General features: G+C 45.9%; 19 protein-coding genes. 3 read left to right on the top strand and 16 right to left on the bottom strand.

The window, feature by feature from the left end; all coding sequences use genetic code 11:
• Positions 1–85 precede the first annotated feature (85 nt).
• From hemW to R7F64_RS13585, 7 genes are all read right to left on the bottom strand, one after another.
• Positions 86–1264, bottom strand: a complete 1179-nt coding sequence (gene hemW, locus R7F64_RS13555; protein ID WP_318071790.1) for a radical SAM family heme chaperone HemW — start codon at positions 1262–1264, stop codon at positions 86–88.
• Between the two features lie 18 nt (positions 1265–1282).
• Positions 1283–1885, bottom strand: coding sequence for an XTP/dITP diphosphatase (locus R7F64_RS13560; protein ID WP_158174166.1), 603 nt, complete (start codon positions 1883–1885; stop codon positions 1283–1285).
• Between the two features lie 118 nt (positions 1886–2003).
• Positions 2004–2435: a DUF4426 domain-containing protein gene (locus tag R7F64_RS13565; protein ID WP_005381010.1), complete on the bottom strand. Its 432-nt coding sequence runs from the start codon at positions 2433–2435 to the stop codon at positions 2004–2006.
• A 128-nt stretch (positions 2436–2563) separates the two neighbouring features.
• The gene (gene yggU / locus R7F64_RS13570; RefSeq protein ID WP_005381011.1) at positions 2564–2854 is read right to left on the bottom strand and encodes a DUF167 family protein YggU; all 291 of its coding nucleotides are present in this window, start codon (positions 2852–2854) and stop codon (positions 2564–2566) included.
• Positions 2854–3411 carry a YggT family protein gene (locus R7F64_RS13575; protein ID WP_005381012.1) on the bottom strand — a complete coding sequence of 186 codons (558 nt, stop codon included), beginning with the start codon at positions 3409–3411 and terminating at the stop codon, positions 2854–2856. The genes yggU and R7F64_RS13575 overlap by 1 nt, the downstream gene beginning before the upstream one ends.
• Positions 3412–3463: 52 nt before the next feature.
• Positions 3464–4282: a pyrroline-5-carboxylate reductase gene (gene proC / locus R7F64_RS13580; RefSeq protein ID WP_005381013.1), complete on the bottom strand. Its 819-nt coding sequence runs from the start codon at positions 4280–4282 to the stop codon at positions 3464–3466.
• Positions 4283–4441: 159 nt separating this feature from the next.
• Positions 4442–5143, bottom strand: a complete 702-nt coding sequence (locus tag R7F64_RS13585) for a YggS family pyridoxal phosphate-dependent enzyme (RefSeq protein WP_258480968.1) — start codon at positions 5141–5143, stop codon at positions 4442–4444.
• Positions 5144–5171: 28 nt separating this feature from the next.
• On the opposite strand from R7F64_RS13585, the gene R7F64_RS13590 reads away from it, so the two are divergent.
• Entirely contained in the window at positions 5172–6212 is a 1041-nt protein-coding gene (locus tag R7F64_RS13590; RefSeq protein WP_005381015.1) for a type IV pilus twitching motility protein PilT, read from the top strand.
• Between the two features lie 30 nt (positions 6213–6242).
• Complete coding sequence (locus R7F64_RS13595) at positions 6243–7349, top strand: PilT/PilU family type 4a pilus ATPase (protein WP_005381016.1); 1107 nt, start codon at positions 6243–6245, stop codon at positions 7347–7349.
• Between the two features lie 62 nt (positions 7350–7411).
• Here R7F64_RS13595 and ruvX read toward each other — a convergent pair whose 3' ends face one another.
• The 8 genes from ruvX to metK form a co-directional block, all read right to left on the bottom strand.
• Complete coding sequence (gene ruvX / locus R7F64_RS13600) at positions 7412–7837, bottom strand: Holliday junction resolvase RuvX (protein WP_005381017.1); 426 nt, start codon at positions 7835–7837, stop codon at positions 7412–7414.
• 35 nt (positions 7838–7872) lie between these two features.
• On the bottom strand, positions 7873–8436 hold the full coding sequence (locus R7F64_RS13605) for a YqgE/AlgH family protein (protein WP_005381020.1): 564 nt from the start codon (positions 8434–8436) through the stop codon (positions 7873–7875).
• 128 nt (positions 8437–8564) lie between these two features.
• On the bottom strand, positions 8565–9515 hold the full coding sequence (gene gshB / locus R7F64_RS13610; protein WP_005381021.1) for a glutathione synthase: 951 nt from the start codon (positions 9513–9515) through the stop codon (positions 8565–8567).
• Positions 9516–9528: 13 nt separating this feature from the next.
• Positions 9529–10260 (bottom strand): 16S rRNA (uracil(1498)-N(3))-methyltransferase, encoded by a 732-nt coding sequence (gene rsmE / locus R7F64_RS13615; RefSeq protein WP_017821890.1) that lies wholly within the window; start codon positions 10258–10260, stop codon positions 9529–9531.
• Positions 10261–10373: 113 nt separating this feature from the next.
• On the bottom strand, positions 10374–11069 hold the full coding sequence (endA, locus tag R7F64_RS13620) for a deoxyribonuclease I (RefSeq protein WP_017821889.1): 696 nt from the start codon (positions 11067–11069) through the stop codon (positions 10374–10376).
• 150 nt (positions 11070–11219) lie between these two features.
• Positions 11220–11717 (bottom strand): SprT family zinc-dependent metalloprotease, encoded by a 498-nt coding sequence (locus R7F64_RS13625; protein ID WP_005381025.1) that lies wholly within the window; start codon positions 11715–11717, stop codon positions 11220–11222.
• 68 nt (positions 11718–11785) lie between these two features.
• The gene (locus tag R7F64_RS13630; protein WP_005381026.1) at positions 11786–12583 is read right to left on the bottom strand and encodes a DUF2189 domain-containing protein; all 798 of its coding nucleotides are present in this window, start codon (positions 12581–12583) and stop codon (positions 11786–11788) included.
• A gap of 402 nt (positions 12584–12985) precedes the next feature.
• Entirely contained in the window at positions 12986–14140 is a 1155-nt protein-coding gene (gene metK / locus R7F64_RS13635; protein ID WP_005381027.1) for a methionine adenosyltransferase, read from the bottom strand.
• Between the two features lie 315 nt (positions 14141–14455).
• Here metK and tkt point away from each other — a divergent pair, with 315 nt between their 5' ends.
• On the top strand, positions 14456–16450 hold the full coding sequence (gene tkt, locus R7F64_RS13640; protein WP_318071791.1) for a transketolase: 1995 nt from the start codon (positions 14456–14458) through the stop codon (positions 16448–16450).
• A gap of 91 nt (positions 16451–16541) precedes the next feature.
• Here the strand turns inward: tkt and R7F64_RS13645 are convergent, their stop codons facing one another.
• Positions 16542–17435: a LysR family transcriptional regulator gene (locus tag R7F64_RS13645; RefSeq protein ID WP_318071792.1), complete on the bottom strand. Its 894-nt coding sequence runs from the start codon at positions 17433–17435 to the stop codon at positions 16542–16544.
• Between the last annotated feature and the right edge of the window lie 70 nt (positions 17436–17505).

Genomic DNA, 17505 nt, shown 5'->3' on the forward strand with positions numbered 1-17505 from the left:
TTTAAAATACAAAACGCCCGATGAAGTACATCGAGCGTTTTAGTTAAAAAGTGTCAACCCATATCAGGACGGGTCAGGGGTTGCGTTACTCTTCGCTTTCTTCGGCCATAAAGGCTTCGAGCAAATCATTAAGGAAGAGCTTCCCTTTTTCAGTAATTTGCCAGTGGGTAGGCGTTTCACTCAGGTAGCCCATTTCTATCGCCCAGTTGATGGTTTCTTGAATCGTACTAATCGGTAAGCCCGTGGTGTCCACGTAATCTTGCTTCGGACAGGCTTCAATTAAGCGGAATCGGTTCATAAAGAACTCGAATGGACGATCTTCATCCACGACGACATGTTCTGTATGCAGATAAGGTTTGACCATATTTTGATAAGCCGCTAAATAGCCTCGCGGGTGTTTTACCTTTGTCGTTCGAATAATACGTCCGTCGGTAAAACTGAGTTTGCCATGAGAGCCACAACCGATACCAAGGTAATCACCAAAGCGCCAGTAGTTGAGGTTGTGCTGACACTGATAGCCCGGCTTACTGTAACCGGAGATTTCATACTGCACATAACCCGCAGCTGCAAGTTTTTGGTGTCCGAGCTCGAAAATATCCCACAAGTCATCATCGTCAGGTAGCGTTGGTGGCTTGTAGTAAAACATGGTGTTTGGTTCGATGGTCAGCTGATACCAAGACAAGTGCGGCGGTGCCAACTCAATCGCTTTGTCCAAATCTGCCAAGGCTTGTTCGATGCTTTGATCAGGTAAGCCGTGCATGAGATCGAGGTTAAAGCTGTTCAAACCGATTTGGTGCGCCAGCTTAGCAGCATTGACGGCTTCGTCTTGGCCGTGAATGCGCCCCAAACGCTCAAGCTTCTGCTGCTCAAAGCTTTGCACGCCGATAGAGATACGCGTTACCCCGGCTTTACGGTAGCCAACAAAACGCTCTGCTTCGATGGTGCCTGGGTTCGCTTCCATGGTAATTTCGATTTCAGGCTTGAACGGAATACGCGCTTCAATGCCCTTAAGTAGACGCTCGATACCTTCTGCCGAAATCAAACTCGGCGTACCACCACCAATGAAGATTGAATGCAGTGAACGTGGCGCTTCGTTAAGGCGGTATTTCTCAATGTCGGTATCCAAATCTTCAAGAAGGGCATTGATGTACTCTTCTTCTGGGATCTCGGCTTTAAGCGCGTGAGAGTTAAAGTCGCAATAAGGGCACTTTTGTACACACCACGGGATGTGTACATACAAGCTCAGTGCTGGGGGCGTTAACATGGTCTAATTCGCTCGCGATTACTGAGACACTTGCTCAGACAGTTGAGCAAACAACGACTTGAGTGCTTTACCGCGGTGAGACAGTTGCTTCTTACGTGCTGGCTCAAGTTCGGCAGACGCGCAGTTGTCTTCAGGAACGAAGAAGACTGGGTCGTAGCCAAAGCCATTTTCACCGTGTGCTTCAGTTAGAATGCGACCTTCCCATTTACCGTGACAAACGATAGGGGTTGGATCGTTCTCGTGACGCATCAAAACCAATACGCAGTGGAAGCGAGCGGTGCGATCTGCTTCTGGTACGCCTTCCATTGCTTTAAGTAGCTTCTCTAGGTTCTCTTGGTCAGAGGCTTTTTCACCCGCGTAACGTGCAGAGTAAATGCCCGGAGCGCCTTTTAAGAAATCGACTTCTAATCCAGAGTCGTCTGCAATGGCAGGAAGCCCTGTTTCTTGTGCGGCATGGCGAGCTTTAATGATTGCGTTTTCAATGAAAGTTGTACCCGTTTCAGCTACTTCCGATACATTGAATTCACTTTGCGCTAATACTTCAAAGCCGAAGTCAGACAACAAATCTGCCATTTCACGAACTTTGCCTTGGTTACCAGTTGCTAGCACAATTTTTTTCATGGGAATCTCTTTTAATAGTGATAGAGGAGAACAAATCGTTCTCCTCTAGATATTCTTTAACTAATAAGTGGTTTTTAGCCTGCTTAGATCCAAAAGCTTTTGGAACATCACAACCCAATTACTCTTCAACATAAAACTTCTGGGTGAATTTAAGCTTACCTGAGCCTTTGTTTCCAGCTTTTACGTCAATATCGAAAGTAAAAGTTTCTTCGTGGGTAATTGGCAGTTCGGCTAAATAGTATATCGCATTGCCTTCTTTGACTTCACGAAAGGTCAAGGTCTGAGTTTGGCCGATAAGGTTCTTCGCGCGTCCAGCAATTTTTGCTTCTAATGCTGGCTTACCCAATGAAGCTCTATCTAACACGCTAATATTAACCACAGCGAGGTATCCATTACGTTTGATATCGTAGCTACGTGCGACTTTGGGTGTTAGGAATGTTGAGTTAAACGCGACATAGTGGACTTCGATATCTTTCATATTTTTAAACTGATCGGCGAAGCTTGGTAACGACAACAGGCTAATCAGTAATGCGGTAATCCATTTGCTCATTGTTACTTCCTCAAAGCACTTGTTATAAAACAACCATAGCTGCAATTTTACCTTGGTCAGGGGGTAAAAAATGCGTACTCAGTCGTTGGTATTAGTAAGTGTGGTACAAAATCGTAAATAAAAAGCCATCATATGATGGCTTTAATTTCTGTCGGTATCTGGGTAGGCGATTCTATCCGAATTTGTTTGTGCCGTCCTAATTCACCTTTTTCTATGTGAACCAAGCCCTTAGCGATTTTAAACTGCTTGGCTAAGAACTTAGTTAGGTGTGCATTAGCTTTGCCATCGACAGGTGGAGCAGTAATGGCGATTTTTAGCTCTTCACCATGCAAGCCAACGATTTTATCGCGGCTAGCTTTAGGTTGAATATAGAGCTTCAGGATGATGTCCTCACCATCTTGCCAAACTGCAGCTGACATTATAGCTGGAACCAAATTGGACCAATGATATCGCCCATTAAGAAGTTCGCGAACTGCAAGCCGATAAATAACACCAGTACGCTTAAATCAAGACCACCAATAGCCGGAAGAATACGACGGATTGGAGCGCACATTGGCTCGGTCAGTTGATGGAATACGTACTCGATAGGGCTGCGGCCTTGGCTTACCCAGCTCAAAATTGCACGGATCAATAGTACCCAGAACAATAGGCCACCTGCGGCTTTGATTAATGATAATAAGCCCAAGAATAAGAAGTCAGCGCTGAAAGAGACGGAACCGTTCGAAGCTATTAGGATAAGCACGACAAATTTAAGCACACACAACACGTAGGCAAACAACACGGTTGCTAGGTCAATATTCCCCACGGAAGGGATAACGCGGCGCAATGGACCAATGACCGGCTGAGTCGCTTTTACTATAAATTGCGAGAATGGGTTGTAGAAGTCTGCGCGCGCAGCTTGCAACCAAATTCGCAAAATTACGACCATGATGTACAGGTCAAATAGGGTTGAGATGAGAAAACTCATTGAATTCATAAGGTACCCTTAACAAGTGATGGATGATACTAAACGGAGTTCATCCAAATAATTAAAACAGTTTTTCCATTTCTTCCGCGCGAGCCACAGCAGCTTGCATGGCTTTAGCGACAATATCTGAAAGTTGATGTTCGTTGAATGTACGCAGTGCTTCTGCCGTTGTCCCACCTTTCGAAGTTACGTTCTCACGCAGGGTCGATAGCTCAGTTTCTGGGTTGCTAACCACCATACTGGCCGCGCCCAGTGCCGCTTGCTGAACCAATAGTCGAGCGGTCTCTTTATCAAAGCCTTGCGCAATCGCTTCTGCTTGCATCGCTTCCATAAACAGGAAGAAGTATGCTGGAGCACTGCCCGCTGCGGCAATCACATTATTGATGCCAGACTCTTGCTCAACCCAACATACTTTACCGACCGCTTCCATTAACTCTGCGGCAAAAGCTTTGTCGTGCTCGGTTACATGAGTTGGTGCGAACAACCCACTCATACCCAACCCAAGTTGTGATGGCGTATTTGGCATAACACGAACCAAGTTCAATTTGGTGGCTAGCATATCATCCAATCGTGAACAGTTGATGCCTGCGGCAATAGAAATCACCAGTTTATTAGTGAAATCGATCGATTGCAGTGGTTTACAGACATCCGCCATCATTTGCGGTTTTACAGACAATACCACCACATCCGCCTCGGTCGCAGCTTGGATGTTATCGCTGGTGGTACGGATGCCAAAATCTTGTTCTAGCAGAAGGCGGCGAGCCTCTGAAGGAGCCGTCGCGGTAATGTTTTGCGCTGGATATCCGTTAGCAACCAAGCCGGAAACAATGGCTCTCACCATGTTGCCAGCACCAATGAAGGCGATTTTTTTATGTTCCATTTGTCTGATTTCCATCATGATATTTAGAATTTGTTGTGCGCTCAGGTGTATAATGGCGCCGCTGTTACTTACTGCTCCTATTGGCGAGTAAGATGATTGCGCATTTACGCTCTAACGATTGACGACATAACTTATGTCGCGAGTGAGCGTTTTGTTGATTTAGCTGTAGTCTCGTGCGCCGAAAATAGCGGTTCCAATACGAACCATTGTACTACCAGCTTCGATTGCAGCGGTCATATCACCACTCATTCCCATTGATAATGTATCGATTTCTGGGAACTGTGCTTCGAGTGTTTGCTTCAACGTAGCCAACTTCTGAAATTCACGGAGTTGTGATTCGTAGTCAGACACGTTGGCAGGAATCGACATCAACCCTCTTAAAGTGAGGTTGGGTAGGCGAGAAATCAACTCCGCCAGCTCGAATACTTCCGCTTCAGTGACACCAGACTTAGATGCCTCACCACTGGTGTTAACCTGAATCAGAACTTGTAGCGGTTTAAGTTCGCTTGGCCGCTGATCATTCAGGCGTTGAGCAATCTTGGTTCGATCGATGGTGTGAACCCAATCGAAATGTTCAGCAACAAGTCGCGATTTATTCGATTGAATCGGGCCAATGAAGTGCCATTCGATTCGATTATCTGGATAATGCACGGCAAAGTGCTGAACTTTACTGACGCCCTCTTGAACGTAGTTTTCACCAAAGGCGGTTTGTCCCGCTTGGTAGGCTTCGAGAATTGCCTCGACAGGTTTAGTTTTGCTTACCGCTAGAAGTTGCACTGACTCTGGAGTTCGACCACATTTTTGCTCGTCATATCGAATTTGAGAGGTGATATGTTCAATATTTTGTTGAATACTACTCATAGCTGTACTTTAGACTTAAGGATTTTAAATGGATATCACTGAGTTACTGGATTTTAGTGTAAAACATAATGCCTCGGATCTACATCTTTCTGCAGGTGTCCCACCAATGGTTCGTATTGATGGGGATGTAAGAAAACTAGGCATTCCAGCGTTTACACACCAAGAAGTGCATCGTTTGGTTTTCGAAATCATGAACGATGCCCAGCGCAGTGAGTTCGAAGAAAAACTCGAAGTCGATTTCTCTTTTGAGTTGCATAACGTTGGCCGTTTCCGTGTCAACGCTTTCAACCAATCTCGCGGTTGTGCGGCAGTATTCCGTACCATTCCAAGTAGCATTCCAACTCTGGAAGAGCTAGAAGCGCCAGAGATCTTCAAAAAAATTGCGAACGCTGAAAAAGGCTTAGTTCTGGTCACTGGCCCAACAGGTTCAGGTAAATCGACGACCTTAGCAGCCATTGTTGACTACATTAACCGTAATCACAACAAGCACGTACTCACAATTGAAGATCCGATTGAATTTGTTCACAACAACAATAAATGTTTGATTAACCAGCGTGAAGTTCACCGTGACACCCATAGTTTCCAAAACGCACTGCGCAGCGCATTGCGTGAAGACCCGGATGTGATTCTGGTTGGTGAGATGCGTGACAAAGAAACCATCAGCCTTGCGTTAACGGCGGCGGAAACGGGGCACTTAGTGTTCGGCACGTTACACACCAGCTCGGCGGCAAAAACCATTGACCGTATTATCGATGTGTTCCCTGGCAGCGATAAAGACATGGTGCGCTCGATGCTTTCTGAATCCCTTCGTTCGGTTATCGCACAAAAATTATTGAAACGTAATGGTGGTGGCCGTATTGCATGCCATGAAATTATGATGGCAACGCCTGCGATTCGTAACTTGATCCGCGAAGACAAAGTCGCGCAGATGTATTCGATCATTCAAACAGGTGCGGCTCACGGCATGCAAACCATGGAGCAAAATGCTCGTCAGTTAATGGCGCAAGGCATGGTTGCTCGTGAAGAGGTCGATAGTAAGATCGGATTAGAAGTGCAGCAATTCTCGTAACGTTCATACAGATAATGGTGAATACGGAAGATGGATCTAGATAAATTTCTCGAAGGCATGTTGGCGCTGAAAGCGTCGGATCTTTACATCACGGTTGGAGCGCCAATTCTATTTCGTGTGGATGGCGAATTGCGTCCGCAAGGGGAAAAACTCACCGAGAGTGATGTGGCTGCATTACTCGACAGCGCTATGGAACCAGATCGGCGTCAGGAATTTCGTAAAAGTCGCGAGTCAAATTTTGCCATTGTGAGAGATTGTGGCCGCTTCCGTGTGAGTGCCTTTTTTCAACGCGAGTTACCAGGCGCAGTGATTCGTCGTATTGAAACCAATATTCCTACTTTTGAGCAGTTAAAGTTACCGTTAGTGTTGCAAGATTTGGCAATAGCTAAGCGTGGTTTGGTGCTGGTGGTCGGTGCTACTGGATCGGGTAAATCGACCACCATGGCGGCGATGACAGGCTATCGAAACAGCAATAAAACCGGGCACATTTTGACGGTCGAAGATCCGATCGAATTCGTGCATGAACACAAGCGCTGTATCGTGACTCAACGCGAAGTTGGGTTAGATACGGAAAGCTATGAAGTTGCGCTTAAAAACTCGCTGCGCCAAGCACCAGATATGATTTTGATTGGTGAGATCCGTAGCCGTGAAACAATGGAATACGCGATGACCTTCGCCGAAACGGGTCACCTGTGTATGGCAACGTTGCACGCCAACAATGCAAACCAAGCTTTAGAGCGCATTCTTCACTTGGTACCGAAAGATCAAAAAGAACAATTCTTGTTCGATTTGTCGATGAACCTAAAAGGCGTGGTTGGTCAGCAGCTGATCCGAGATAAAAATGGGCAGGGACGTCATGGTGTATTTGAGATCTTGCTAAATAGTCCACGTGTGTCGGATTTGATTCGTCGCGGAGATTTACATGAGTTGAAGTCAACCATGGCTCGCTCAAATGAGTTTGGTATGCTGACGTTCGATCAATCTCTTTATAAGTTAGTGATGCAAGGTAAGATCAGCGAAGAGGATGCACTACATAGCGCCGACTCGGCGAATGATCTGCGCTTGATGTTGAAAACGCAGCGTGGTGAAGCATTCTCTACGGGCAGTTTGGCAAACGTTAAGATCGATATGGATTAATCCAATCCAGAAACAAAAAAAGGTTGGCAGAAGCCAACCTTTTTTCATTGTGCTTGAAGTGTTTACTCACCCCAAAGGGCTTCAAACCAGCTTTCTAGAATCACCACCGCTGACTGGCAGTCAACATTACCTTTCGATAGGGCTTTGTAGCCGCCCATGCTGAACAACTCCGCACGAGCTTCTGCAGTAGATAAACGCTCATCATGCAGCTCAACAGGCAATCCGTATCGGCCTTGCAGACGCTTAGCAAATTTTCGTGCACGAGGGGTTATGGTCTCAAGGTCTTTACCATGCAGATCGGTCGGTAAACCGACCACTAGCAAATCTGGTTGCCACTCTTTGATTTGCTTTTCGATATCGTCCCAGTTTGGAATACCGTCATTGGCTTTAAAGGCTTTTAATGGGGAAGCTGTACCAGTAATTTCTTGGCCAATAGCGCTACCAATGCTTTTGGTTCCAAAGTCAAAAGCCATAATTGTGCGTGACATAAGGTGTCTCTATCTAATGTAACTGTATATTCGGACTAAGCATGTCCAGAGTCTGCTGAAAGGTGACTTGGGTCGATGCCCAGCTTTTCGACCGCTTTCTTCCAACGCTCGTTGATTGGTGTATTAAAGATAATTTCAGGCGTCGCTTCAATGGTGAGCCAAGAGTTTTCGACCAGCTCACTTTCTAATTGGCCTGCACTCCAACCGGAGTAGCCAAGTGCCACTAAGTAATCACTTGGTTCTGCTTCTGTTCCTAACACCGACAGAATATCACGCGAAGTGGTTACCGCGAGGTCATCGGTCATTTGGACGCTGGACTCGTAGTAATCTTTGGGTTTATGCAAAATAAAGCCACGATCTTCCGAGATTGGGCCGCCATTGTAGACTGGTCTATCTAGACTGGCTTCAAATAGGCGCGGGTGTACTGGCTGAACTTCCACCTGCTTGAGCATGTTGCCGACGGTGATATCAACAGGAGCATTGATCATCAGCCCCATAGCGCCGTCTTCGTTGTGCTCACAAACGTAGATCACGCTGTTTTGAAAGTACGGATCTTTCATCCCAGGCATGGCAACCAAAAAGTGATTTGTGAGATTCATACTCATATTGACCCTTAACTCTCGTAAATGCCCTTAAGCAAACATCATACAATTTACCATCTAGGTATGTGCATGAGTTTGCTTAAGTTAATGTACTACGCTCTCTATTAACTGTAATACAGTTTGAGTTATTCGCCTTTTACTCGACGTTCAATCGCATCCATCAGCTTGCCTGTGATTGAGATATCAAAAGCTGCTTCAATTTCGCGAATACAGGTTGGGCTGGTGACGTTGATTTCTGTTAGCTTGTCGCCAATTACGTCAAGGCCAACAAAGATAAGGCCTTTTTCTTTCAGTGTCGGAGCAACGGTTTGCGCAATTTTGAGGTCGGTTTCGCTTAGCGGACGAGCTTCACCAGTACCACCAGCGGCTAGGTTGCCGCGCGTTTCGCCTTTAGCAGGAATGCGTGCTAGACAGTAAGGCATAGGTTCGCCATCTACCACTAGGATACGTTTGTCACCGTTGCTGATGTCTGGCACGAAGGTTTGTGCCATTGCGTAGTTTTGACCGTGGTTAGTCAATGTCTCGATGATTACAGAGACGTTTGGATCGTTTTCTTTTACACGGAAGATGGACGCGCCACCCATACCATCAAGTGGTTTCAGGATGACATCACCATGTTTTTCACGAAATTCTTTAATTTTCTCTGCTTTTCGCGTCACGATCGTTGTAGGTGTCAGCTCTGGGAACCATGCTGTAAACAGCTTTTCGTTACAATCACGTAAGCTTTGAGGCTTGTTAACGATCAGTGCACCTTGTTCTTCTGCACGCTCAAGGATGTAAGTCGCGTAGATGTATTCAGTATCAAACGGAGGATCTTTACGCATTAGTACCGCGTCTAGCTCAGACAGTTCGATAGTTTGCTCTGATTTGAACTCGTACCAACCGTTTGGATCTTCTTTTAGTTCTACCACTTTAGTATCTGCAATGGCAACGCCTTGATCGAGATGCAGATCATTCATTTCCATGTAGTGGATTTCATAGCCGCGTCGTTGCGCTTCAAGCATCATGGCAAAGCTAGAGTCTTTTTTGATGTTAATGGACGAGATTGGGTCCATTACGATACCGAGTTTGATCATTATTTTTCTCCGTTTAACCAAGATCGCCGAAACGAACTTGTAAGGCTGTAATTGCTGTCAGAGCCGCTGTTTCGGTACGCAGAACGCGAGGACCGAGTAGCGTTTCTTCAAATTGGTATTCTCGAGTCATCTCGATTTCTTCAGACGATAAACCGCCTTCAGGACCGATCAGTAGGCGCACTTTTTCAACCGGGGTTGGCAAAGTGTTGATTGAGTATTTAGCACGAGGGTGAAGGTTAAGCTTTAAACCATCGTACTCTTCTTTACACCACTCTTCCAAGCTCATAATTGGACGAATTTCGGGCACGACATTACGCCCACATTGTTCACAGGCACTGATGGCGATTTTCTGCCATTGCGCGAGTTTTTTCTCAAAACGCTTTTGGTCAAGCTTGACACCACAACGTTCAGAAATCAGAGGAGTGATGGTATTGACGCCAAGTTCAACAGACTTTTGGATGGTGAACTCCATCTTATCGCCACGTGAAATGACTTGGCCAAGGTGCAGATCTAAAGGGGATTCAATACTGCTTTCTACACGCTCGGTGATGTTAACCAAAACTGATTTCTTGCTGACTTCACTGATAACCGCTGGAAACTCTGCGCCACTGCCGTCAAAAAGGAGAACGTCTTGGCCTTCTTTCATGCGCAAAACACGACCGATATGGCCTGCTGCGTCGTCACTTAAAGCAAGTGAGCCAAGTTGATGAATGGTTTCTGGATGATAAATTCGAGGGGTACGCATGAGATTTCCAGCAAGAGAATAAACTTAAACCCTAACATGGATGCTTTGCACCGAAAAAACAAGGGGCAAGAAGCGTTTCAATATCAGTAATTGAAACGCTTCGAGGTCGGAGGTTACAGTGCGCGGCAGGCTTCTTGAACAAATGGGTTGTGATTGCCCTGTACTTTTGCAATGCGCTCGTCACGCTCACATTCCCATTTATCGACAGGATAGGTTTTGTTCCAAGCACTCATTAATTGCGTTTGCTGCTTCGACAGTTTGAAACCGTACTCTTTGCTCATGTATAGATAGGTACGAGCAATTGAGCCACGCGCACGGTCTGGTGGCATGACTTTACGCTGCTTAAAGTTCACTTGCATCTCACAGCGACCATAACTCACGCCATCCATCCCGTTCCATTGGCTGAAGTTGTAGTTCGAACGGTCACCGTTTACTTCACCAATAGCAGGAGTTAGGTTGTGCAAGTCTGCTTCCATCAAACGAAAAGTTTTGTCTTTTTTCTTACAGTTTTTACGTCCGCCATCTTGCCAGCATTGACGCTGGTGGCCAAATTGCCACGCAGGAACAATGTGCTCCCATTCGATTCGTGCAGCCCGTTTTTCTTGTTTACGGACTTGGTAACCGCAAGAGGCTAAATCGGGTAAGCCTTTCTTGCCTTGCCATTGAATGTTACAGCCACAGTAGAAGCTTGTTGGATGGTCTTGATAAATTTTGACCGCCTCACGTTTGGCTGCAGAGAATGAGCTCGGTGGCGCGGCAATCGCAGTGCTAGAAAGCGCGATAAGCAACAGAGAGAGTAAGTATTTCATGATAAAAGTCTTTATAAAGTATGACTTTATTCATGATAACACGCATAAAATAGCTTTAGTGATGAGTAAGTTAACAATAAGTGGCGAAGGGAAGGTTTTGATCAACTCGATCTTTATTTTGGGAACGCAAGTAACACTATGAGGTAAGGGCTACGATAATTGAATGCCGGTGAAGTTAAGTGGTTGGCGGCATTTTTGACAAGAGTACGTCGCCTCTTTGCGCAGCACTTTATTATGACGGCGAATCGATAGAGGGTAGGTCATACAACCACAACGATACTCAAAGGTTTTACCTTGAACGGATTTTACTTCAAAGCTGTGAGTGGTTTTGGCTGGTACGTTAAATACGGCTTCCATGACGCCTTTCCATTCTTTACCGTGAGGCCTTACTCGCCCGTAAACCTGATAAGTAATCAGGTGTGCTACTTCATGAGGAATGACTTCATCTAAGAATGCTTGGGTGTTTTCGCGAAATAAAACAGGGTTTAGGCGTACTTGATTTAATTGAAGGTAGGCTTTTCCTGCCGCTTTCCCACGGACGTCGAAGGTGATTGTTGGAATCGGGAAAGAACGTTTGAAAGCTTGTTCCGCCATCGCGATACAGCCCGCCATCACTTGCTTGGCTTTATAGCTGAGTTCTATATCCACAATTCACCTCGATAAATTAAATAAAAAAGCCCCCGCATTTGCGAGGGCCAGATCATAGCATCAGTTAATTATGGTGTGTGTTTTTTCTTGATGGTGGCATGGTAAGCGTGCCATGTACCGTAGCCTAGAATTGGCATGGTAAACAACATTCCGATCCCGTAGGTCGCAAAGCCGATAAGAATACCGCCACAGATGATCGCTGCCCAAACAATCATTGCTGGAATGTTGGATTTCACTGCATTAAAGCTGGTAAATACAGCGGTCATCATGTCTACACGACGCTCCATCATGAGAGGAATAGAAAAGGCTGAAATGCTAAACACCACACAAGCCAAAACAAAGCCAACTAAAGAGCCGATGACAAGGAAGGGTAGGAACTCACTTAAAGGTGCCCCTTGAACAGAAGGGTAGAGTGCATGAAGTAGAGCGGCAATGCGCATCCAAAATATCATACACACTGCGAGTAACACGGCGAACGCCCATTGAGATGTTGAGTTACGACCGATCGCTTTCATTGAATGGAACAAGCTTGCTTTGTGTCCGCGCTCTCTCTCCCAACTGGCATCATACAAGCCCAGCGCGAGAAACGGACCGATTAACATGTAAACAATCAAACTGGGCATGACGACTAAGTGTGTGCCTTGCCACTGTACGAGCAAAACAATGCCTATCGCAGCAGCCATAAAACAGATGCCATAGAAAGCACTAATAAGCGGCATTCGCACGAAATCATGCAGACCTAATGCGAGCCAATGAAAAGGTGCAGAAAGATTGACCGTATTGCACGGTATGGTTCTGGCGTATTCGTTGTCTGGCACTTCCTTTCGTTTGTTGTGGAAGTCCGATGGATTAACAGTTCGAGGCATAACTCCTCCTTGATTTATTCCCACATTATCCGCTTATACCAACTGACAGCGGTTTTTGTTCAGTCAAACTTGAAGCGACTTTTTCAAGTTTACATCTGAGCATTGGCTTAGTTTGGTATCGGCCATAAAGATGCTTAACTCATGTCTTTACTTAAGTGTTGCTTCCACAGTCGCCAGCATCCGACGTCTCTATTTAAATTGGAGTTAACAATATTTTAACTATTGGCGGAGATGGGATAATTTACAAATAATTGCTTAAAATTTATTCGGTATAAAAATGAGGGAGAAATAGGACTGCTTTGTGGGGCAGGGCGGTATGAGCCGAAATGGCTGGATAAAAGTTGCTGAAAATAAAAAGCCCCCGCCATAGGCGAGGGCTTGATTGATTCTTGCTTGGCTTGATTATTTGATGCCAGCGAAATCGCGTAGAAGTGCAGCTTTGTCTGTCGCTTCCCACGGGAATTCTTCACGACCGAAGTGACCGTAAGCCGCTGTCTTCTTGTAGATAGGTTGAAGAAGGTTAAGCATTTCTTGTAGACCGTATGGACGTAGGTCGAAGAATTGACGAACCGCTTCAATGATGATGTCGTGAGATACTTTCTCAGTACCGAACGTTTCCACCATGATAGACGTTGGATCAGCAACACCGATTGCGTAAGAAAGTTGGATCTCACAACGGTCAGCCATGCCTGCCGCTACGATGTTTTTCGCTACGTAGCGTGCTGCGTATGCTGCACTACGGTCAACTTTTGATGGATCTTTACCAGAAAACGCACCGCCACCGTGACGAGCTGCGCCGCCGTAGGTATCTACGATGATCTTACGACCAGTTAGGCCACAGTCACCCATAGGACCACCGATTACGAAGCGACCGGTTGGGTTAATGAAGAAGTTTGTTTCTTTGTTGATCCACTCAGAAGGTAGCACTGGCTTAATGATCTCTTCCATTACCGCTTCACGCAGGTCTGAAGTTGAGATTGAGTCACAGTGTTGAGTTGAAAGAACAACCGCGTCGATACCAACGATGTTACCTTGATCGTATTGGAATGTTACCTGAGATTTTGCATCAGGACGCAACCAAGGTAGTGTGCCGTTTTTACGAACTTCTGCTTGCTTTTGAACAAGACGGTGAGAGTAAGTAATTGGCGCTGGCATTAGTACTTCAGTTTCGTTACAAGCGTAACCAAACATGATGCCTTGGTCGCCTGCACCTTGTTCTTTAGGGTCAGCTTTATCAACACCTTGGTTGATATCTGGCGACTGTTTACCGATTGTGTTTAGTACCGCACAAGAATCTGCGTCAAAGCCCATATCTGAATGTACGTAGCCGATTTCACGAACGGTTTCACGAGTTAACTCTTCGATGTCTACCCATGCTGAAGTCGTGATTTCACCACCCACCATTACCATACCGGTTTTAACGTAAGTCTCACATGCAACACGAGCCTTTGGATCTTGCTCTAGAATCGCGTCAAGAACCGCATCAGAAATCTGGTCTGCAATTTTATCTGGATGACCTTCTGATACTGACTCAGAAGTAAACAGGTGCTTAGCCATGTTAGCTCCACTATATCTGGTTTAAAACTGGGGAATGATAAACTCTCCAGCGCAAATTAATACTAATTTTTGTAGGTGTATCTACATCTAGACGTCTATTCTAAATTTGATTGCTCGAATTACAAGCTCTTTTTTGGTTTTTGTTATAACCAAACGTTTGCCTGATTTATTGATAATTTTAAGAACTTCGAACGATTTGGCGCGAAAGGTGCAATATTTGTGAGGTTTTGGACTGGAAAACGTTTGCACACCCAACAGGGCTTTGAGAGAATTATGACCTACTTTTCGTTTCGCTTAATGTACTCAGGAGCAGACATGTCGTCTCGTAAACATCTTGCCAATGCAATTCGTGCTCTAAGCATGGATGGTGTTCAACAAGCTAACTCAGGCCACCCAGGCGCACCAATGGGTATGGCTGATATCGCTGAAGTTCTTTGGCGCTCTCACCTAAACCATAACCCTTCAAACCCAGAGTGGGCCGACCGCGATCGCTTTGTGCTGTCAAACGGTCATGGGTCAATGCTTATTTACTCTCTACTGCACTTAAGCGGTTACGAGCTATCTATTGACGATCTGAAAAACTTCCGTCAATTGCACTCAAAAACCCCAGGTCACCCAGAGTACGGCTACGCGCCTGGTATCGAGACAACAACGGGTCCTCTAGGTCAAGGCATCACTAACGCTGTTGGTATGGCGATCGCAGAGAAAGCACTAGCGGCACAGTTCAACAAAGAAGGTCACGATATCGTTGACCACTTTACGTATGTGTTCATGGGTGACGGCTGTCTAATGGAAGGCATCTCGCATGAAGCATGCTCTCTTGCTGGGACGTTAGGTCTAGGCAAACTGATCGCGTTTTGGGATGACAACGGCATTTCTATCGACGGTCACGTTGAAGGCTGGTTCTCTGACGATACACCTAAGCGTTTTGAAGCGTACGGCTGGCATGTAATCCCAGCAGTCGATGGTCACGACTCAGACGCGATCAACGCAGCAATTGAAGCAGCAAAAGCGGACCCACGTCCTACGCTTATCTGTACCAAAACAATTATCGGTTTCGGTTCTCCTAACAAGTCTGGTTCGCACGACTGTCACGGTGCACCACTAGGTCACGATGAAATCCAAGCGGCTCGCGAATACCTAGGTTGGGAGTACGGCCCATTTGAGATCCCGGCAGATGTTTACGCTGAGTGGGATGCAAAAGAAGCGGGCGCCGCGAAAGAAGCAGCTTGGAATGAAAAATTCGAAGCATACGCTGCAGCTTACCCTGCTGAAGCGGCAGAGCTTAAACGTCGTCTAAACGGCGAACTTCCTGCACAGTGGGAAGAAAAAGCGAACCAAATCATTGCCGATCTTCAAGCAAACCCAGCGAACATTGCATCACGTAAAGCATCGCAAAATGCACTAGAAGCGTTTGGTCAAATGCTTCCTGAGTTTATGGGTGGTTCTGCTGACCTAGCGCCCTCTAACCTGACCATGTGGTCTGGTTCTAAGTCTCTAGAAACGGAGGACTTCTCTGGAAACTACATCCACTATGGTGTACGTGAATTCGGTATGACTGCTATCATCAACGGTATCGCATTGCACGGTGGTTTCGTTCCTTACGGCGCAACATTCCTAATGTTCATGGAATACGCTCGTAACGCAATGCGTATGGCTGCGCTGATGAAAATTCAGAACATCCAAGTTTACACGCATGATTCGATCGGTCTTGGCGAAGATGGCCCAACTCACCAACCTGTTGAGCAAATGGCGTCTCTACGTGTAACTCCAAACATGAGCACATGGCGCCCATGTGACCAAGTTGAGTCTGCAGTTGCATGGAAACTAGCGATTGAACGTAAAGATGCACCAACTGCACTTATCTTCTCTCGTCAAAACCTAGCGCAACAAGAGCGTACTGCTGAACAAGTCGCAGACATCGCGAAAGGTGCTTATATCCTGAAAGATAGCGAAGGTAAGCCTGAGCTAATCCTTATCGCAACAGGTTCTGAGGTTGAGCTTGCAGTGAAAGCCGCTGAGCAACTAACTTCAGAAGGCAAGAAAGTACGCGTTGTTTCAATGCCATCAACAGACGCATTCGACAAACAAGACGTCGCTTACCGTGAATCTGTACTGCCATCAGACGTAACGGCACGTATCGCTATTGAAGCGGGCATTGCTGATTTCTGGTACAAGTACGTTGGCTTTGACGGTCGCATCATCGGTATGACAACATTCGGTGAATCTGCACCTGCTGGTCAGCTATTCGAGATGTTTGGCTTCACGACTGAAAACGTAGTGAACACAGCAAAAGAATTGCTAGCGTAATTGCAGGACCGTCTAAACAGTCGAACATAAACGACGATTGTTAAACGCTAAAGTTAGAAAGGCCATCATTATGATGGCCTTTTTATTTTTGTCAGGTTTTCCAACCTTGTGGAATGCTTTGGTGAATGCAGTCTAAAAGTACGGATAAGCGCAGTGGTGGTCGTCCTGCTGGTGTATAGCAGTTAATGGAAATAGGCTCAGAAACCCAACCTTCTAAGCATGGTGTGATTCGCCCTGGGTGATGTTTCTCATAGCCGCATGCTGTCCAAGTCGGCAGCAGTCCAATACCATGACCATTCGCGATACTGTCTATTTGCATTGCTATGTTGTCGCTGTATAAGCGACTAACAAAGGGTTCTAAAAAGAACTCACCGTGTTGAGGGTGTGCTAGCATCAATCCATTTTCTTGCACTGAACCAAAATCGATCCATGGATGTGCTTCAAGTTCTTTGGGGTGCGGTATAGGCCCATGTTGTTTTAGATAATTTGGAGAGGCAAAAGGCGTATAGCGAAATACCCCCAGCACTTCTTTTCGCCAGTCTAGCTCTTTACGTTCACCGAGCCAGATGAACAAATCTGGGTCATGATGCGCCTCAGAAAAGTCACTGGTAAGTTGAACTCTAACATCGGGATTATCAGCAAGAAAACGATTGAGTACGCCGCCGAGCCAGCTTCTAACTAAGGCAGTATGACAAACAATATGCAGTGGCCCTGAAACTTGGTTCGTTAAACCTTGCAGTGTATCATAACTCTCTTCGCTTAACTCAAGAATCTGGCGGCTGTAGTGGGCAAAGATTTCTCCAGCTCTTGTCAGAACTAATCGATTACCTTGTCTGGCGGTTAGAGCCTGACCGAAGTCTTCTTCTAATTGTGCCAAGCGACGACTTAGCGTTGATTTTGGCTGATTAAGGGCTTTAGCAGCGGCTGTCAAACTTTTATGCTGATTGAGCGCATCAAAGGCTCTAATTGATGCTAAGTCGTGCATATTTCTTTTACTCCTTACTGCGTTATGTACGAGTTCCATAAATGGAAAGAACCGTTCCATAACTCTCACT

This window comes from Vibrio sp. Vb1980, from assembly GCF_033338615.1.
Taxonomy (GTDB): Bacteria; Pseudomonadota; Gammaproteobacteria; order Enterobacterales; family Vibrionaceae; genus Vibrio; species Vibrio alginolyticus.

Bases quoted from the DNA above. Each gene is read 5' to 3' on its own strand.
- hemW (WP_318071790.1), bottom strand. From the start codon at position 1,264: ATGTTAACGCCCCCAGCACTGAGCTTGTATGTACACATCCCGTGGTGT.
- R7F64_RS13560 (WP_158174166.1), bottom strand. From the start codon at position 1,885: ATGAAAAAAATTGTGCTAGCAACTGGTAACCAAGGCAAAGTTCGTGAA.
- R7F64_RS13565 (WP_005381010.1), bottom strand. From the start codon at position 2,435: ATGAGCAAATGGATTACCGCATTACTGATTAGCCTGTTGTCGTTACCA.
- yggU (WP_005381011.1), bottom strand. From the start codon at position 2,854: ATGTCAGCTGCAGTTTGGCAAGATGGTGAGGACATCATCCTGAAGCTC.
- R7F64_RS13575 (WP_005381012.1), bottom strand. From the start codon at position 3,411: ATGAATTCAATGAGTTTTCTCATCTCAACCCTATTTGACCTGTACATC.
- proC (WP_005381013.1), bottom strand. From the start codon at position 4,282: ATGGAACATAAAAAAATCGCCTTCATTGGTGCTGGCAACATGGTGAGA.
- R7F64_RS13585 (WP_258480968.1), bottom strand. From the start codon at position 5,143: ATGAGTAGTATTCAACAAAATATTGAACATATCACCTCTCAAATTCGA.
- R7F64_RS13590 (WP_005381015.1), top strand. From the start codon at position 5,172: ATGGATATCACTGAGTTACTGGATTTTAGTGTAAAACATAATGCCTCG.
- R7F64_RS13595 (WP_005381016.1), top strand. From the start codon at position 6,243: ATGGATCTAGATAAATTTCTCGAAGGCATGTTGGCGCTGAAAGCGTCG.
- ruvX (WP_005381017.1), bottom strand. From the start codon at position 7,837: ATGTCACGCACAATTATGGCTTTTGACTTTGGAACCAAAAGCATTGGT.
- R7F64_RS13605 (WP_005381020.1), bottom strand. From the start codon at position 8,436: ATGAATCTCACAAATCACTTTTTGGTTGCCATGCCTGGGATGAAAGAT.
- gshB (WP_005381021.1), bottom strand. From the start codon at position 9,515: ATGATCAAACTCGGTATCGTAATGGACCCAATCTCGTCCATTAACATC.
- rsmE (WP_017821890.1), bottom strand. From the start codon at position 10,260: ATGCGTACCCCTCGAATTTATCATCCAGAAACCATTCATCAACTTGGC.
- endA (WP_017821889.1), bottom strand. From the start codon at position 11,069: ATGAAATACTTACTCTCTCTGTTGCTTATCGCGCTTTCTAGCACTGCG.
- R7F64_RS13630 (WP_005381026.1), bottom strand. From the start codon at position 12,583: ATGCCTCGAACTGTTAATCCATCGGACTTCCACAACAAACGAAAGGAA.
- metK (WP_005381027.1), bottom strand. From the start codon at position 14,140: ATGGCTAAGCACCTGTTTACTTCTGAGTCAGTATCAGAAGGTCATCCA.
- tkt (WP_318071791.1), top strand. From the start codon at position 14,456: ATGTCGTCTCGTAAACATCTTGCCAATGCAATTCGTGCTCTAAGCATG.
- R7F64_RS13645 (WP_318071792.1), bottom strand. From the start codon at position 17,435: ATGCACGACTTAGCATCAATTAGAGCCTTTGATGCGCTCAATCAGCAT.